At 73.8% G+C, this 18729-nt stretch carries 2 protein-coding genes; both read right to left on the reverse strand.

Features of this window, described 5'->3' with window-relative positions; translation table 11 throughout:
* Positions 1–43: 43 nt before the first annotated feature.
* Entirely contained in the window at positions 44–12118 is a 12075-nt protein-coding gene (locus tag DXZ73_RS07405) for a type I polyketide synthase (protein ID WP_116210212.1), read from the reverse strand.
* A gap of 52 nt (positions 12119–12170) precedes the next feature.
* The gene (locus DXZ73_RS07410; RefSeq protein WP_116210213.1) at positions 12171–18725 is read right to left on the reverse strand and encodes a type I polyketide synthase; all 6555 of its coding nucleotides are present in this window, start codon (positions 18723–18725) and stop codon (positions 12171–12173) included.
* Positions 18726–18729 lie beyond the last annotated feature (4 nt).

The following is an 18729-nucleotide window of genomic DNA, read 5'->3' on the forward strand; positions in this document are numbered from 1 at the left end:
ATCAGTGAGGGGCACAGAAGTCCGTCAGCGAAGGCGCAGAAGGTCACAGCTCCCGGTCGATGAACGCGAACATCTCGTCGTCGGAGACGCCGTCGAGCGCGTCGAGGTCCGCGCCACCGCCGGCGTTGGCGTGTGCGCCGTTCACCTTCGACAGCAGGGCGTCGAGGCGCCGGGCGACCCGGCCGCGCGCCTCGTCGTCCAGCGCGAGGGCGTCCAGGCTCGACTCGATCCGGCCCAGGTCGCTCAGGACCGGATCGGCCGCGTCCTTGAGGGGCGCGGGCGCTCCGTCGGGCGACAGGAGCGTCAGGAGGTGGCCGACGAGGGCGGCGCTCTCCGGGTAGTCGAAGACGAGTGCCGCGGGCAGCTTCAGGCCGGTGGCCGCGGAGAGCCGGTTGCGCAGTTCCACGGCGGTCAGGGAGTCGAAGCCGAGCTCCTTGAACGAGGTGTCCGGGCGGATCGTGTCGCGGTCGGTGTGGCCGAGGACTCCGGCGACGTTTCCGCGTACGAGGTCGAGCAGCAGGCGGTGCTGTTCGGCAGGCGGCAGCCCGGCGAGCCGGTCGGCCAGGCCGTCCCCGGGGCCGGTGCCGACGGCGGCGGCCGGTCTGCTGCCGCGGCCGCCCGGGACCGTGGTGGCCAGGGTGCGCAGGAGGGCGGGCCGGGACTCGGCGGGCTGTGCGGCGGCAGCTCGCGCGTCGAGGTCGACCGCGACCAGGTGCGGGCGGCCGTGCGCGTGGGCGGCGTCCAGCAGGGCCAGGCCGGCCTCGGTGGTGAGAGGCGTGAACCCTGTGCGCTTCATGCGGGCCAGGTCCGTCTGGCTCAGATGCCCGGTCATGTCGCTGGCGGCCTGCCACAGACCCCAGCCGACGGAGAGGCCCGCTAGCCCCTCGGCCCGGCGCTGCCGCATCAGGGCATCGCAATAGGCATTGGCCGCGGCATAGTTGGCCTGACCGGGGCTGCCCAGCGTCGCGGCCGCCGACGAGAACACCACGAACAGACCCAGGGACAGATCACGGGTCGCCTCGTGCAGGTGATGCGCCGCGGCCGCCTTCGCCGACCACACCCGCGCCAGCCCTTCGGGCGTCTGCGCCGTGACCACGGCGTCTTCCAGGACACCCGCGGCATGCACGATCCCGGTCAGGGGGTGAGCCGGATCCGTCCTGCCGACCAGCTCGGCCACCGACTCCGGGTCACTCACGTCGGCCGCCACGATGGACACATCGGCACCCGACTGACCTAGTTTTTCGATCAGTTCACTGGACCCCGGCGCCTCCGCGCCGCGCCGACCGGCCAGCAGCAGATGCCGCACACCCCATGAGCGTACGAGATGCTCGGCCACCGCCCGGCCGAGCACGCCGGTGCCACCGGTGATCAGGACAGTGCCCTCGGGATCGAGGGCGGGCGGGATCTCCAGGACCAGCTTGCCGGTGTGCTTGGCCTGGCTCATGAACCGGAACGCCTCCCGCGCCCGGCCCAGCGGCCAGGCGCTGACCGGCAGCGGTTCCAGCACCCCGGAGGCGAACAGCTCTCCCATCTCCGACAGCATTTCGCCGATCCTGTCCGGCCCGGCGTCCGGCACCAGGTCGAAGGCCCGGTACCGGGCACCCGCATGGTCGGCCGCGACCTGTTCAGGGGCGCGCTTGTCGGTCTTGCCCATGTCGACCATGCGTCCGCCCTCGGCGAGCAGCCGCAGGGACGCGTCGGTGAACTCGTTCGCCAGGCTGTTGAGTACGACGTCCATGCCCCGCCCGCCGGTGGCCTCCCGCAGGGTGTGCTCGAAGTCGAGGTCACGGGAGGACGCCCGGTGGGCGGCATCGATGCCCATCTCCTCCAGCACGGCGTGCTTGCCGGGGCCGGCGGTGGCGTACACCTCTGCGCCCAGATGGCGGGCGATCTGGGTGGCGGCCATGCCCACACCGCCGGTTCCGGCGTGGATGAGCAGCGATTCGCCCGCCCCGAGGCGTCCCAGATCCACCAGGCCGTACCAGGCCGTCAGGAACACCACCGGCGCCGCCGCGGCCTCCTGGAGGCTCCAGCCCTCCGGCACCGGCACGATCATCCGGGCGTCCGCGATCGCCACCGGGGCGAAGGCGCCCTCGAACAGGCCCATCACGCGGTCGCCGACCGACAGGCGGGTGACGCCGGGGCCGACCTCCGTCACATGACCCGCGCCCTCACTGCCCGCGAACGTGCCCTTGTCGGGGTACATGCCGAGCGCGATCAGCACGTCACGGAAGTTCATGCCCGCCGCCCGTACGGAAATCCGCACCTGGCCGGGCTCCAGTGGCACGAGCGCCTCCGGCGCCTCGATCACCGAGAGGCTCTCCACGGTGGCCGTGCCTGTGGCGCCGAGGCGCCAGGCGGGCGTGCCGACCGGCGCGACCAGCTCTTCGGGGGCGCCCGCAGGCATCATCCGGGGGACGAGGTACTTCCCTTCCCGGAGGGCGAGTTGAGGTTCGTCCAGCTCTTCGACGGCGTGGCGCAGTGCGGCCTGCGGAAGCTCATCGACGTCGCCGTCCACCAGGGCGAAGCGGCCCGGGTTCTCCGACTGGGCACTACGGACCAGGCCCCATACGGATGCGGCCGCCGGATCGATGCCGGTGTCGGCTTCGGTGGCCACGGCGCCCCGCGTCACCAAAATCAGGCGGGACTCGGTCAGTCGAGGTACACCCAGGAACTCCTGCACCAGGGCCAGCACCCGCTCCGCGACCGCCGGACCATCACCGCCGCCGGTCGTGTCGGAGACGGGGACGACAACCGCCCACGGCACCACACCACTGTCCTGCACCACATCCGCCAGGCCGACACCATCCGTGAGCGTGGCCCAGGAGCCGCCGACCGATGCACCCTCCTCCGGCGCCGGAGCAGGAAGCGGCGTCCAGTCCACGGTGTAGAGCCCGTCGACACCGCCGGGGGCGGTGGCCGCGAGCCTCGTGGGGTCGGCCGCCCGCAGGGTCAGCGCGTCGACGCCGAGGACGGGGGCGCCGGTTCCGTCGGCGATCGCGATCCGCAGATCCCGCTCGGCCGAGCCCTCCTGCGGGGACAGCCGGACGCGGACGCGAGTGGCCTGGTCGGCGCGGAGCGACACTCCGCTCCACACGAACGGCAGCCATATCCGCCCGTCCCGGGGCCGGTCGATGAGCAACAGCGGGTGCAAGGCGGCATCCAAGAGCGCCGGATGTATTCCGAACCCGTCCGCGTTGCCCGCCTGTTCGGGCAGTGCCACCTCGGCCAGCAGGTCCTCGCCGTGCCGCCACAGCGCCGTCACCCCCTGGAACGCCGGCCCATAGCCGTATCCGGCCTCCGCGGCCCGCGCGTAGAAGTCCTCGACGTCCACTGGTTCGGCACCGGCCGGAGGCCACTGTCCGCTCATCTCATCGTCCACGGCTGCCGGTTCGGGGCTCAGCACACCGACGGCGTGGCACACCCAGGCGGCTCCACCCGCCCGGTCCGGGCGTGAGTACACGCGTACGTCACGTCGTCCCTGCTCGTCGGCCGCACCCACGGCCACCTGGACCCGCAAGCCTCCGGATTCGGGCAGCACGAGCGGCGCCCGCAGCGTCAGCTCCTCCACCGTGACGCAGCACACCTCGTCGGCGGCCCGCAGCGCCCACTCCACCAACACCGCACCCGGCACGAGCACCGTCCCGCTCACCACGTGTTCGGCCAGCCACGAGGGGGCCTCTCGGGAGAGCCGTCCGGTGAACAAGTACGAGTCGGTGTCGGCGAGTTCCACTCCGGCACCGAGGAGAGGATGCCCGGCGGAGACCATGCCGAGGTCGGCGGGGTCCCCGTTGAGCCCGGCGGGCGCCTCCAGCCAGTAGTGCTGGCGCTGGAAGGCGTACGTGGGCAGATCCACCACCCGGGGCAGTGGAACGGCCGGGAACCAGCCCGTCCAGTCGATGTCCGCTCCGGCGGTGTGGGCCTGGGCGGCGGCGTGGGTGAGCTGGGTGGTGTCGCCGTGGTCGCGGCGCAGGGTGGGTATCACGGTGGCGGGTACGTCCGCCTGCTCGATGGTTTCCTCCATGCCGAGGTTGAGGACGGGGTGGGGGCCGGCTTCGATGAAGATGCGGTACCCATCGGCCAGGAGAGCCTTGATGGTGTCGGCGAAGCGGACGGGGTGGCGCAGGTTGGTGATCCAGTAGTCGGTGTCGAGGGTGCTGGTGTCGTCGAGGTTTCCGGCGGTGACGGTGGAGTAGAACGCGATGTCGGTGTTCATTGGCCGGATGCCGGTCAGGCGCTCGGTGAGTCGGCCGGTGATCTCGTCGACCTGGGGTGAGTGGGAGGCGTAGTCCACGTCGATGACGCGGGCGCGCAGGCCGCGTGCCGCGGCGTCGGCGACGACCGCGGCGACGTGTTCGGGCGAGCCTGAGATCACGGTGGAGGAGGGGCCGTTGATGGCGGCCACTCCCACGTCCGGCCGGTCACCGATCAACTCGGTGGCCTGCTCGGCGCTGGTTCCGAGGGAGGCCATGGCGCCGTGTCCGGCGAGCTGTCGGAGGGCGTCGCTGCGTACGGCGACGATCCGTGCCGCGTCCTCCAGCGACAGGGCCCCGGCCACGCAGGCGGCGGCCATTTCGCCCTGTGAGTGGCCGACCACGGCTGCGGGGGTGATGCCGTAGTCGGCCCACACGGCGGCAAGGGAGACCATCACCGCCCACAGAACCGGCTGGACCACCTCCACCCGCGACAGCTCACCGCCGTCCCCGCGCAGCACCTCCGTCAGCGACCAGCCGACGTACGGGGAAAGAGCCTGCTCGCACTCGGCAATACGGGCAGCGAACACCGGTGATTCGTCCAGCAGTTGGGCCCCCATGCCCGCCCACTGCGACCCCTGCCCGGGAAAGACCAGCACGGGACCGGCACCGGAGGAACCGGCCACCCCGGACACCACATCCGGCGACGCCTCACCCGACGCCAACGCCCCCAGCCCGGCAGTCAGCGCCTCCCGGTCCTGCCCGAGGACGACCGCCCGGTGCTCGAACACCGACCGGCTCTTGACCAGCGACCACCCCACCTCCACCGCAGACGCATCCGTGCCATCGGCCACGAACTCGACCAACTGACGGGCCTGATCACGCAACGCCTCGCCGGTCCGTCCGGACACCACCCACGGCACCACCGAACCCACGGGCTCGGGCTCCGCCGGCAGAGAAGCCTCACCCGGTTCCTCTTCCGGCGCCTCCTCCAGGATCAGATGCGCGTTCGTCCCCGAGATGCCGAACGAGGACACCCCGGCCCGGCGCGGACGCTCACCACGTGACCACGGCACCGGCTCGGTCAACAGCCGCACACCACCACCCTCCCACTGCACATGCGGAGTGGGCTCATCCACATGCAGAGTGGCGGGCAACAACCCATGCCGCAACGCCATCACCATCTTGATCACACCGGCGACACCCGCGGCAGCCTGCGTATGACCGATGTTCGACTTCACCGAACCCAGCCACAACGGCCGGCCCTCAGGGCGCTCTTGGCCGTAGGTCGCCAGCAGGGCCTGCGCCTCGATGGGGTCGCCGAGTGTGGTGCCCGTCCCATGCGCCTCCACCACGTCGATCTGGTCGGGGCTCCGGCCCGCTCCGGCCAGGGCGGCGCGGATGACGCGCTCCTGCGAGGGGCCGTGGGGAGCGGTCATCCCGTTGCTGGCACCGTCCTGGTTGACGGCCGAGCCACGCAGGAGGGCAAGCACCTTGTGGCCGTTGCTGCGGGCGTCCGAGAGGCGCTCCAGCAGGACCAGGCCTGCGCCCTCGCCCCAGCCGGTCCCGTCGGCCGCGGCGGCGAACGGCTTGCACCGGCCGTCGGGAGCCAGGCCGCGCTGACGCGAGAACTCCACGAAAGTGTTCGGGGTGGCCATCACGGTCACGCCTCCCGCCAGGGCGAGGCCGCACTCGCCGCGCCGCAGCGCGTCGGCCGCCAGGTGCATCGCCACCAGCGAGGAGGAGCACGCGGTGTCCACCGTGATGGCGGGGCCTTCGAGGCCGAAGGTGTACGCGACCCGGCCGGACGCCACGCTCGGCGTGCTGCCGGTCATGACGCGCCCCTCGTAGCCGTCCGGCTTGCGGGCCAGGAAGCGGGAGCCGTAGTCGTCGTACATGATCCCGGTGATGACTCCGCACGGGGTGCCGCGCAGGGTGGCCGGGTCGATACCGGCGTCCTCGAAGGCGTGCCAGGCACACTCAAGGAGCAGCCGCTGCTGCGGGTCGACGGCGGCCGCCTCGCGTGGGCTGATGCCGAAGAAGCCCGCGTCGAAACGGGCGGCGTCGTAAAGGAAGCCGCCTTCTCGGGTGCAGCTGTGGCCGACCCGGTCGGGGTCGGGGTCGAAGAGGCCGGTCACGTCCCAGCCGCGGTCGTCGGGGAAGGGGCCGATGGCGTCCGTGCCGGTGGCGACGAGCTGCCACAGTTGCTCGGGCGAGGTGACGCCGCCGGGATAGCGGCAGGCCATGCCGACGATGGCGATGGGGTCGTCGTCGGTGGCCGTGGCGCGCACCAGTGGTACGGGCGTGGCCGTGGAGGTGTGTTGTTCGCCGTCCGGCAGGTGGGTGCTCAGGTGGCGCACGAGCGCGCCGGGGGTGGGGTGGTCGAAGACGAGGGTGGCGGGGAGCCGGATGCCGGTGGCCGTGGAGAGCCGGTTGCGCAGCTCCAGGGAGGTCAGCGAGTCGAAGCCGAGCTCGTGGAAGGCGCGGCCCGGTTCGATGGACTCGGGTGAGGGGTGGGCCAGGACGGTCGCGATCTGGTCGCGGACGAGCTCGCCCAGGGCGCGGTCCCGGTCGGTGGCGGACAGCGCGGCCAGGCGTGCGCTCCACGAGGAGGGCGTGGCCTCGTCGGCTCCGGCCGTGGCGGCGCGGGGCCGGGGGGTGCGCACGAGGCCGCGCAGGACGGGCTGCAGCGTGTGGGCGGCGGCCTGGCCGCGCAGGACGGCCCGGTCGAAGCGGGTGGCGAGGACCGTGGCGTGCGGGGCGGTCAGGGCCGCGTCGAACAGGGCGAGTGCCTGCTCGTCGGTCAGCCCGGCCACGCCGGTGCGGTGGATCCGGGCGCGGTCGGTGGCGCCGAGCCGGGCGGCCATGCCGCCGCTCGCGGATTCCCACAGACCCCAGGCCAGAGAGGTGGCGGCGAGGCCGTGGGCGCGGCGGTGTTCGGCCAGGGCGTTGAGGAAGGCGTTGGCGGCCGCGTAGTTGGCCTGGCCGCCGTTGCCCATGACGGAGGCGCCGGAGGAGAACAGGACGAAGGCCGCCAGGTCCGACTCGCGGGTGAGTTCGTGCAGTTGCCAGGCCGCATCGACCTTCGGGGCCAGGACGGCGTCCAGGCGCTCGGGGGTCATCGCCGTGATGAGGCTGTCGTCGATGACGCCCGCAGTGTGGACGACGGCGGTCAGCGGGTGGGCGGCGGGGATGTCGGCGAGGAGCCGGGACAGGGCGTCGGGGTCGGTGATGTCGCAGGCCGCGACGCGGACGTCGACGCCGTCGGCGGCGAGTTCGGTACGCAGCTCGGCGAGGCCCTCCGCGGCCTCGCCGCGTCGGCTCGCGAGCAGCAGGTGGCGGGCCCCGTGCGCGGTGGCCAGGTGGCGGGCCGTGGCCCGGCCGAGGCCACCGGTGCCGCCGGTGATGAGGACAGTGCCCTCGGGGTCGAGGTGTCGTACGGGGGTGCGGGGCCCAGGCGTGGAGGTGTCTGGCCCTGGCACGGGCTTCTCGGGCCCGGGCACGGATGTGCCGGGCTCCGGCGTGGACGCCTCGCGGCCGGGCACGCAGGTGTCGGACCCCGGCACGGACGCCCCGGACCCGGGCCCGGAAGTGCCGGGCGCCACCTCGGACCCCTCGGGGCCGGGTAGGGCAGCTGAGAGCCGCGGCACGAAGGCGGCGCCCGTGCGCAGGGCGAGCTGCGTCTCGGCGTGGGCGGTCGCGGCGGCCACGGCGGCGGGCAGGGCACGGCCGGATGCGGCGTCCTCGTCGACGTCCAACAGCAGGATCCGGTCGGGCTGTTCGGCCTGGGCGGCGCGGACCATGCCCCACAGGGGCGCGGTGGTCAGGTCGGCCGGGGCGTCGTCCGGGTGGACGGCGACCGCGCCGGTGGTGAGGATGACGAGCCGGGCGGAGGCGAGGGTGTCCGCGGTGAGCCAGTCGCGCAGCAGGTTCAGGGCGTCGTGGGCGTGTGCTCGTGCCCGTGCGGGGACACCGCCCGGGGCATCGAAGACGGTGATGTCGGAGGCGGTGGGCGGGAAGGGTGCGACCACGACGTCGGGCACGGCCCCGCCCTCCGCGACCGCGGCCGTCAGGGCGGCCAGGCCCCGGTGGCGCGGCGCGCCGGGGACGAGCCCCGCGCCGTCGGCTCCGAGCACGGCCCACGTGCCGGGGGCCGGTTCGGCCGCGGGCAGCGGCAGCGCCTGCCAGGCCAGGTGGTGCAGGGGTGTGGTGGCGGGGCGGGCGGAGCGCCAGCGGTCCGCGGGGATCAGCCGCAGCCGGAGGGCGTCGACGGCGGCGACGAGGGCACCGTCGGTGTCGGAGAAGGTCAGCCGCAGCCGGTCGTCGCCCTGGGGGCTGAGACGGACGCGCAGCCGGGTGGGGCCGGTGGCGTAGTGGCGCACGCCGCTGAAGGAGAACGGCACCCGCACCGGGGCGTCCCCCTCGCCCTCGCGGTAGAGCTCGTCCACGGCATGCAGCGCGGCGTCGAACAGTGCGGGATGGAGCGCGAACGCCTCCGCGTCGTCGAGCTGTTCGTCGGCGAGGCGGACATCCGCGTACAAGTCGTCGCCGTGCCGCCAGGCCGCGTGGACGGCGCGGAAGGCGGGACCGTAGCTGTAGCCCTGCTCGTCGAGGCGGGCGTACAGCGCGCCGACGTCGAGGGCGGTGGCCTCGGCGGGCGGCCAGGGCGTCGCGCCGTCGGCGGGCGGCTCGGTGGCCGGGCCCGCGGCCAGGACGCCGGTGGCGTGGCGGCGCCAGCCGTGCGCGCCGTCCGCCTCGCCGTCCCCGGTGTCGTCGACGGGGCGGGCGTGGACGGTCAGGGCGCGGCGGCCGGAGGCGTCCGGGGCGCCGAGGGCGAGCTGGACGCTGACGGTGCCGGTACCGTCGAGCAGCAGCGGGGTTTCCAGCGTCAGGTCGTCGATGGTGTCGCAGTCGGCATGCCGCCCTGCGAGCAGGGCGAGCTCGACGAAGGCGGTGCCGGGCAGCGGGACGCTTCCCGCGATGCTGTGGTCGGCGAGCCAGGGGTGCGTACGCAGGGAGAGGCGCCCGGCGAAGAGCAGACCGCCGTCGGCCTGCCGGATGACGGCGGGCAGCAGCGGGTGGCCGGTCTCGTCGAGGTCGGCGGCGCGGGCCGGGGCCGTGCCGTCCGGGGTGGAGCGCCAGTACCGCCGGCGCTGGAAGCGGTAGGTCGGCAGCGGCAGCCGCTCGGTGTCGGCCTGGAAGAGGGCCGTGAAGTCGGCCGGGTGCCCGTCGGCGTGGAGCGCGGCGAGGGCGGTCAGCAGAGTGCGGTCCTCGTCGTGGCCGGAGCGGAGGGCGGCGGCGACGACCGGCTCGGCGTCCTCGTCGGGCGCAGGGGCCGGGAGGCAGTCCTGGACCATGGTGGCCAGGACGGGGTCGGGCCCCAGTTCCAAGTAGCGCACGACGCCCTGGCCGTCGAGGGTGCGCAGCCCGTCGAGGAAACGCACCGGCCGGCGGACGTGCCGTACCCAGTACTCGGCGTCGGCCAGGAGCTCCGCGTCGGCGAGGCCCCCGGTGAGGTTGGAGACGACGGGGATCTTCGGTGCGTGGAATGTCAACCGGCGTGCCACGAGGCGGAATTCGTCCAGCATCGGCTCGATCAGCGGCGAGTGGAAGGCGTGGCTGACGTTGAGTCGCTTCGTCTTGGACCCACGCCCGCGCAGGATCCGCTCGAGCTCGGTGACGGCGGTGGCCTCGCCGGACACGACGACAGCGGCGGGCCCGTTGACGGCGGCGAGCGAGAGCTGCTCGTCGCGGCCCGCGAGCAGCGGCAGTACGTCGTCCTCGGATGCCTGGACGGCGAGCATGGCGCCGCCGGCGGGCAGGGCCTGCATCAGTCGGCCACGGGCGGCGACCAGCGCGCAGGCGTCCGGCAGGGAGAGGACGCCGGCCGTGTGCGCGGCGGCGATCTCGCCGACCGAGTGTCCGGTCAGGTGGGTCGGGGTGATCCCGAAGGACGTGACCAGGCGGTACAGGGCCACTTCGAGGGCGAACAGGGCGGCCTGGGTCAGGTCGGTCCGGTTCAGGGCGGCTGCCTGCTCGGTGCCCGGAGGGGCGAACAGGACCTGCCGCAGGGGCTGTTCGAGCAGCGGGTCCAGGTGGGCGCAGATCTCGTCCAGGGCCTCGGCGAAGACGTCGAAGGTGCCGTGGAGCCGGGCGCCCATGCCCGGCCGCTGGCTGCCCTGGCCGGTGAAGAGGAAGGCGGTGCCTCCGGGACGGGCCGGGCCCGTGCCGCGCGTGAGCGCCGGGTGGGTGCGGCCCCCGGCCAGGGCGGCCAGGGCCTCGGCCCGCTCGTCGCGGTCCGCGCCGAGCACCACGGCACGGTGCTCGAACAGGGAGCGGCGCAGCAGAGTGCCGCCGATGCCGGCCACGGAGGCGTCTTCGTGGGCGGCGACGTGACCGGCCAGGGCGTCGGCCTGGGCGCGCAGGGCCGGGGCGCTGCGGGCGGAGAGGACCCAGGGCAGCGGCGGCCGCGCCTGCCCGGTGCTCGTGCCGGTCGCAGTGGGTCGCGGGTGTTCCCCGCCCCCGGCGGATTCCCCGGTGTCCGCCGTCGGCGGCTCCTCCAGGATCAGGTGCGCGTTCGTCCCGGAGATCCCGAAGGAGGAGATGCCCGCGCGACGGACCCGCTCCCCCTGCGGCCAGGCGACCGGCTCGGTGAGCAGGCGCACCGCACCCGACTCCCAATCGGCGTGCGGGGTGGGCTCGTCGACGTACAAGGTGGTGGGCAATATCCGGTGCCGCAGCGCCTGGATCATCTTGATCAGCCCCGCCGCACCGGCGGCGCCCTGTGTGTGGCCGATGTTGGACTTCACCGAGCCGAGCCACAACGGCCGGTTCTCGTGCCGTTCCTGGCCGTAGGTGGCGAGGAGCGCCTGTGCCTCGATGGGGTCGCCGAGTCTCGTGCCGGTGCCGTGCGCCTCGACGGCGTCCACCTCGGCGGGCGAGAGCCGCGCCTCGGCGAGGGCCGCACGGATGACGCGCTGCTGGGAGGGCCCGTTGGGGGCGGTCAGGCCGTTGCTCGCGCCGTCCTGGTTGACGGCCGAACCGCGAATCACGGCAAGGACCTCGTGACCGTTGCGGCGCGCGTCGGAGAGGCGTTCGAGCACCAGCAGGCCCGCGCCCTCGGAGAAGGCGGTGCCGTCGGCGGCGGCCGCGAACGGCTTGCACCGCCCGTCGGCGGCCAGGCCCCGCTGGCGGGAGAACTCGGTGAACACGTACGGGGTGGTCATCACCGTGACGCCGCCCGCGAGGGCCAGGTCGCACTCGCCCCGGCGCAGCGCGTGGGCCGCCAGGTGCACGGCGACCAGGGACGACGAGCAGGCCGTGTCGATGGTGACCGCAGGGCCCTCCAGGCCGAACGTGTAGGCAAGGCGGCCCGAGAGCACGCTGGGCGCGTTGCCGGTGACCAGGTAACCCTCGGCGGCGGGGTCGATGTGCGGGGTGCCGAAGCCGGGCAGGGCCGCGCCCGCGTAGACGCCGGTGCGGCTGCCCTGCAGTGCCTGCGGGTCGATGCCCGCGCGCTCCAGCGCCTCCCAGGCGCACTCCAGGAGCAGCCGCTGTTGTGGATCCAGGACCTGCGCTTCGCGCGGGCTGATGCCGAAGAACTCCGGGTCGAAGAGGTCGGCGTCGTGGACGAAGCCGCCCTCGTCGGCGTAGGTGGTGCCGGGGTGGTCGGGGTCGGGGTGGAAGAGCCGCTCCAGGTCCCAGCCGCGGTTGTCGGGGAAGGGGCCCAGGCCGTGGCCGCCCGCCGCGACCAGGTCCCACAGGTCCTCGGGGCTGCGCACCCCGCCGGGGTAGCGGCAGGCCATCTGGACCACGGCCACCGGTTCCTGGTCGCGTTCCTCGGCCTCGCGCAGCCGCTGCCGGGTCGCGTGGAGGTCCGCGGAGACGCGCTTGAGGTAGTCGACCAGCTTCTCTTCGCTCACCATGTGCGCTGTCGCTCCCCGCCCGTGGTCGCGAGGTGTTCGGTCTGCACGCGCCTCACACCCCCAGTTCGTTGTCGATGAAGTCCAGTACTTGCTCGGCGGTGGCCGCTCGCAGGTGGTCCACGGCGTCGTCGCCGTCCGGCGCGGCCGTCGTGAAGCGTGCGAGCAGCGCCTCCAGCCGTGCCGCCACCGCCGCCTGGTCGAGGCCCTGTGCGACGGCGGCCGACAGGGTGTGCTCGACGCGGGCCACCTCTTGCAGGACCTGCGCGGTGATGTCGCCCGCCGTGGCCGGCCCGCCGTCGGGCGCCAGCCGTTCGACGAGGTGGGCTGCGAGCGCCTGGGCCCGCGGGTAGTCGAAGACCAGGGCGGCGGGCAGTTTCAGGCCGGTCGTGGCGGCGAGCCGGTTGCGCAGCTCGACGGCGGTCAGCGAGTCGAAGCCGAGCTCCTTGAAGCGCGTGTCCACCTGCACCGCGCCCGGGTCGGCGTGGCCGAGCACGCCGGCCGCGTGGGTGCGGACCAGGTCGGTCATCAGCTCCAGTCGCTCCTCGCCGGACAGGGCGGCGAGCCTGCCGGGCCAGTCGGCCGCGTCGCCGCCCGCGGCCGCCTTGGGCCGGGCCGAGGCGGGCGCGCCGGCGGCCGCCAGGGCGCGCAGCACGACCGGTACGGCCGACGGGGAGGCGGCCGGGACGCGGGCGTCCAGGTCCAGGGCGAGCAGGTCGGGGCGGCCGTGGGCGCGGGCGGCGGACAGCAGGGCGCAGCCCCGCGCGGCGCCGGTCGGCCTGATGCCGTAGCGGTCGATGCGGGCCCGGTCGGCGGCGGACAGCGTCCCGGTGAGGCCGCTCGCGGTCTCCCACAGCCCCCACGCCACGGACAGGCCCGTCAGGCCCTGGGCGCGGCGGTGCCGGGCAAGGGCGTCGCAATAGGCGTTGGCGGCCGCGTAGTTGGCCTGGCCGGGGGTGCCGAGAGTGGAGGCGAAGGAGGAGAACATCACGAACATGCCAAGCCTCACCCCATGTGTCTCCTCGTGCAGTTGACGTGCGGCGGCGGCCTTGGCCCGCCACACCCTGGCGAGGCTCTCGGTACTCTGGGACTCGATCAGGGCGTTGTCGAGCACTCCGGCGGCGTGCACGACGCCGGTCAGCGGATGGGCAGGGTCGATCCCGGCGATCAGCCCGGCCACCGCGCCGGGCTCGCTCACGTCGGCCGCCACGAAGGTGGCCTCGGCCCCGAGCTCCTCCAGGCGGGCGGCCAGTTCCGGCGCGCCGTCCGCGGCGGGTCCGCTGCGGCTGACCAGCAACAGGCGGGTGCTCTCCCCTGTGCGCGCCAGATGTTCGGCGACCGCGGCGCCGATGGTGCCGGTGCCACCGGTGATGAGGACGGTGCCGTCGGGGTCGAGCGGGACGGGCACGTCGAGCACCAGCTTGCCGGTGTGCCTGGCCCGGCTCATGAACCGGAACGCCTCCCGCGCCCGGCCCAGCGGCCAGGCGGTGACGGGCAGCGGGCTCAGATCGCCGGACGCGAACAGCTCGGCGAGCCGGTCCAGCATCCCCCCGAGCCGCTCGGCGCCGGTGTCGACGACCAGGTCGAATGCCTCGTACGAGATGGCGGGGTGCTCCAGCGCGACGAGCTCGGGATCGCGTATGTCGGTCTTGCCCATCTCCAGGAACCGGCCGCCGTCCTTCAGCAACCGCATCGAGGCGTCGAGGAGTTCACCGGTGAGGCTGTTGAGTACGACGTCCACCCCACGCCCGCCGGTGGACTGCCGGATCGATTCCTCGAAACCGGGATCACGCGAGGAGGCACGGTGAGCGGCATCGACGCCCATCTCCTCCAGCACACCATGCTTGCCGGGACTCGCAGTGGCAAACACCTCGGCACCCAGATGACGGGCGATCCGCACCGCCGCCATCCCCACACCACCGGTCGCGGCATGAATCAGCACCGACTCCCCCGCCCTCAGCCGGGCCAGCTCCACCAAGCCGTACCAGGCCGTCAGGAACGCGGCCGGGGCGGCGGCCGCCTGCCGCGTGTCCCACCCCTGTGGGACGGGTGCCAGCGTCCGTGCGTCGGCGACGGCCCACGGCCCGAACGCGCCGTCCAGCATGCCCATCACGTGGTCGCCGACCGACAGGCGGGTGACACCGGGGCCGACCTCGGTGACCACGCCGGCGCCTTCCGTGCCCGGCAGGGCGCCCGGGTCCGGGTACATGCCCAATGCGATCAGCACATCACGGAAGTTGACACCCGCCGCCTGCACGGCGATGCGCACCTGCCCCGGCTCAAGCGGCCGCAGTGCGGCGTCGCACGCCACCGCCGTGACGGCGTCCAGCGTCCCGGACGACCCGCCGACAAGGCGCCAGGCCCGCTCTCCGGGCGGCCCGGTCAGCTCTGCGGGCCCGGTGGCCCGCGCCCATCGGGGGACGAGGGCCGTGCCGCCGCGCAGGGCGATCTGCGGCTCGTCCGCGTCCACCGCGCCGCGCACCGCGCCGACGACGGCGTCGCGGGTGTCGGGACCGAGAGGCCCGTCGACGTCGAGCAGCACGAGGCGGCCCGGGTTCTCCGACTGGGCGCTGCGGACCAGGCCCCACACGGCGGCGCCCGCCAGGTCCGGATCGCCCGGGGCCCCGGTGTCGTCGGCGGGGTCGGCCGCGTCCACCGCACCCCGGGTCACGAGCACGAGGTGGGCCTGGTCCAGGCGGGGCGCGGCCAGGAACTCCTGTACGAGGCCCAACACTCGGCCGGTGACGTCCAGTTCGTCTCCGGCACCGGTATCCACGGCCGCGAACACAAGGCCGGGCGCGGGGGTTCCCGAGGCGGCGTCGACGAGCGCGCCCACGTCCGGGTAGCGGTCCCCGCCCAGGTCGAGACCGCCCACGGCAGCCCAGCCGGTGTCGTCGCCCGCGCCGGGGCCGTCTGCCGCCGGCACGGAAAGCGGTGTCCACTGCAGCTGGTAGAGCCCGTCCGTGCCCGGCCCCGCGGCGGCCCGCACCTGCTGGGCGTCGGCCGCACGCAGCCGCAGCGCCGCCACGTCCACCACCGGCCCGCCCGCGGGATCGGTCACGCTCACGCGCACCGTCTCCTCGGCACCCCCGCGCAGCCCGGCGAGCCGCACCCGTACGGTGGTGGCCTCGGTGGCCCACAGCGACACACCGCTCCACGTGAACGGCAGCAGCACCTGCCCACCGCCGGACGCGTCCTCGTCCCGCTGCGCGAGGAGTGGGTGCAGGGCGGCGTCAAGGAGCGCCGGGTGGATCCCGAACCCGCCCGCGTCACCGGCCTGTTCGGGAAGCTCCACCTCGGCCAGCAGGTCGGCGCCGTGCCGCCACAGTGCCCGCAGCCCCTGGAACGCCGGGCCGTACTCGTAACCGGCAGCGGCGACGCGCTCGTAGAAACCGGTCACATCCACCGGCTCGGACCCGGGCGGGGGCCACTGTCCGGCCTGCCGAGGCGGCCGGTCGGCCGACTCGCGGCTCAGCTCGCCGACGGCGTGGCACGCCCACACCGCGGCGCCCCGCTCCGGGCGTGAGTACACGCGTACGTCGCGCCGGCCCTGTTCACCGGCCGCGCCAACGACGACCTGGACGTCGAGGCTCCCGGATTCGGGCAGCACGAGCGGCGCCTGCAGCGTCAGCTCCTCCAGGGTGGGGCAGCCGGCCTCGTCGGCGGCCCGCAGCACCCACTCCACCAACGCCGTGCCCGGCACGAGCACCGTCCCGGCCACCACATGCCCGCCGAGCCAGCCGGCGCCCTTGGCCGATATCCGGCCGTCGAGGACCACTCCCCCGTCGGCCAGGGAGACCGCGCTGGGCAGCAGGGCGTGCCCCGACCCGGCCCGGACGCCGTCGACGGCACTCGCCGTGGACACGGTGTCGGCCAGCCAGTAGCGCCGGCGTTGGAAGGCGTACGTGGGCAGGTCGACCGTACGAGGGGTGGGCCCGGCCGGGAACCAGCGCCGCCAGTCCACATCCACTCCGGCGGTGAAAACCTGGGCGACGGCACGGGCGAGCTGGGCGGCATCCCCATGGTCACGGCGCAGGGTCGGGACCACCGTGGCGGACACACCCGCCTGCTCGATGGTCTCCTCCATACCCAGATTCAGGACCGGGTGAGGACCGACCTCGATGAAGACGCGGTAGCCGTCCGCGAGCAGGCCCTCGACAGTGTCGGCGAAGCGGACGGGCTGACGCAGATTCCTCACCCAGTAACCCGTATCCAGGGCGCTGGTGTCGATACGTCCGGCCGTGACGGTGGAGTGGAACGCCACATCCGTGCCCACCGGCCGGATGCCACTCAGCCGATCGGTCAGCAGACCGGCGATCTCATCCACCTGCGGGCCATGGGACGCGTAATCCACATCGATCGTACGGGCGCGCAGACCACGCGCCTTCGCCTCGGTGACCACGGCCGCGACGTGCTCGGCCGGGCCCGAAATCACCGTTGAGGAGGGACCGTTGACCGCGGCGATCCCCACCCCTGGGTGTCCGTCGACGAGATCGGCTGCTTGTTCGGCGCCGACCGCGAGCGAGGCCATGGCGCCGTGCCCGGCGAGCTTCCGGAGGGCGTCACTGCGCACGGCCACGATGCGCGCCGCGTCCTCCAACGAGAGAGCTCCTGCCACACACGCGGCGGCCATCTCGCCCTGGGAGTGCCCGACCACGGCGGCGGGGGTGATCCCGTAGTCGGCCCACACGGCGGCAAGGGACACCATGACCGCCCACAGAACCGGCTGAACCACCTCGACCCGAGTCAGCTCGCCGCCGTCCCCGCGCAACACGCCGGTCAGCGACCAATCGACGTATGAGGACAGGGCCTGCTCGCACTCGGCGATCCTGGCGGCGAACACCGGCGACTCGTCGAGCAGTTGGGCACCCATGCCCGCCCACTGCGACCCCTGCCCCGGGAACACCAGCACCGGGCCCGGGCCCGCCGCGTCTGCCGCACCGGACACCACGCCCGAAGACGCCTGGCCGGACGCCAGCGCCTCCAACCCGGCGACGGCCTGGGCACGGTCACGCCCCACGACCACGGCCCGGTGCTCGAACACCGACCGCGTCGTGGCCAGCGACCAGCCCACCTCCGTCGCAGAGGCATCCGTGTCCCCGGCCAGGAACACGCCCAAGCGGCGGGCCTGTTCGCGCAGTGCCTCCGGGGTCCGTCCTGACACCACCCATGGCACCACCGAACCCGCCGGGAGCCCAGGAGCGGGCTTCGGCGCCCCCTGCGGCGTGTCCTCGGGCGCTTCCTCCAGGATCACGTGCGCGTTCGTGCCCGAGATGCCGAACGCGGAGACACCCGCCCGGCGCGGACGGCCCGTCTCCGGCCACAGGGTGGGCTCGGTGACGACCTCGACCGCTCCGGCGTCCCAGTCGACGTGCGGGCTCAGCTCCTCGACGTGGAGGGTGGCGGGCACCACGCCGTGGCGGATCGCCATGACGGTCTTGATGACGCCCGCGACGCCCGCGGTGGCGTGGGTGTGGCCGATGTTCGACTTGAGCGAGCCGAGCAGGAGTGGCCGGTCGCGGTGCCGGCCGTAGGTGGCGAGCAAGGCCCCGGCCTCGATGGGGTCGCCCAGCCTGGTGCCGGTGCCGTGCGCCTCGACCACGTCCACCTCGGCCGGGGTCAGCCGGGCGTTCTCGAGGGCCGCGCGGATGACGTTCTCCTGCGCGGCGTCGTTGGGGGCGGTCAGGCCGTTGCTCGCGCCGTCCTGGTTGACGGCCGAACCACGGATGACGGCCAGGACGTCGTGACCGTTGCGGCGGGCGTCGGAGAGGCGCTCCAGGAGGATCAGGCCGATGCCTTCGGAGAAGCCGGTGCCGTCGGCGGCTGCGGCGAACGGCTTGCAGCGGCCGTCGGGGGCCAGGCCGCGCTGACGGCAGAACTCGGTGAACATCAGCGGGCTGGACAGCACGAGCACTCCGCCGGCCAGGGCCAGGTCGCACTCGCGCTGGCGCAGCGCCTGGCAGGCCAGGTGGATGGCGACGAGGGAGGCGGAGCAGGCCGTGTCGACGGTGACCGCCGGGCCCTGCAGGCCGTAGTTGTAGGCGACGCGGCCCGAGATGACGCTGGTGAGGCTGCCGGTGGTGGCATGCCCCTCGAAACCCTCGGGTATGTACGGCAGTTGGGACATGTAGTCCTCGCTGGACACACCTGCGTAGACGCCGGTGCGGCTGCCCTTGAGGGTGACGGGGTCGATACCGGAACGTTCGAACAGCTCCCAGGACGTCTCCAGCATCAGTCGCTGCTGCGGGTCCATGGCCAACGCCTCGCGCGGGCTGATCCCGAAGAAGTCGGCGTCGAACGATCCCGCTCCGTCCACGAACCCGCCGTGGCGCACATAGCTGGTGCCGTAGTGGGCGGGGTCGGGGTGGTAGAGCGCTTCCAGGTCCCAGCCGCGATCGGTGGGGAAGTCCTCGATGGCGTCCTTGCCCGCGCCGATCAAGTCCCACAGATCCTCCGGCGAGGCCACACCGCCGGGCAGGCGGCAGGCCATCCCGACCACGGCCACCGGCTCCAGGCGGCGGTCCTCCACCTGGCGCAGACGCTGCTTCGTGTCGTGGAGTTCGGTGGTCACCCTGCGCAGATACTCGACCAGTTGCTCTTCACTCGGCATGTGG

The sequence above is a fragment of the Streptoverticillium olivoreticuli subsp. olivoreticuli genome (assembly GCF_003391135.1).
GTDB lineage: Bacteria > Actinomycetota > Actinomycetes > Streptomycetales > Streptomycetaceae > Streptomyces > Streptomyces blastmyceticus.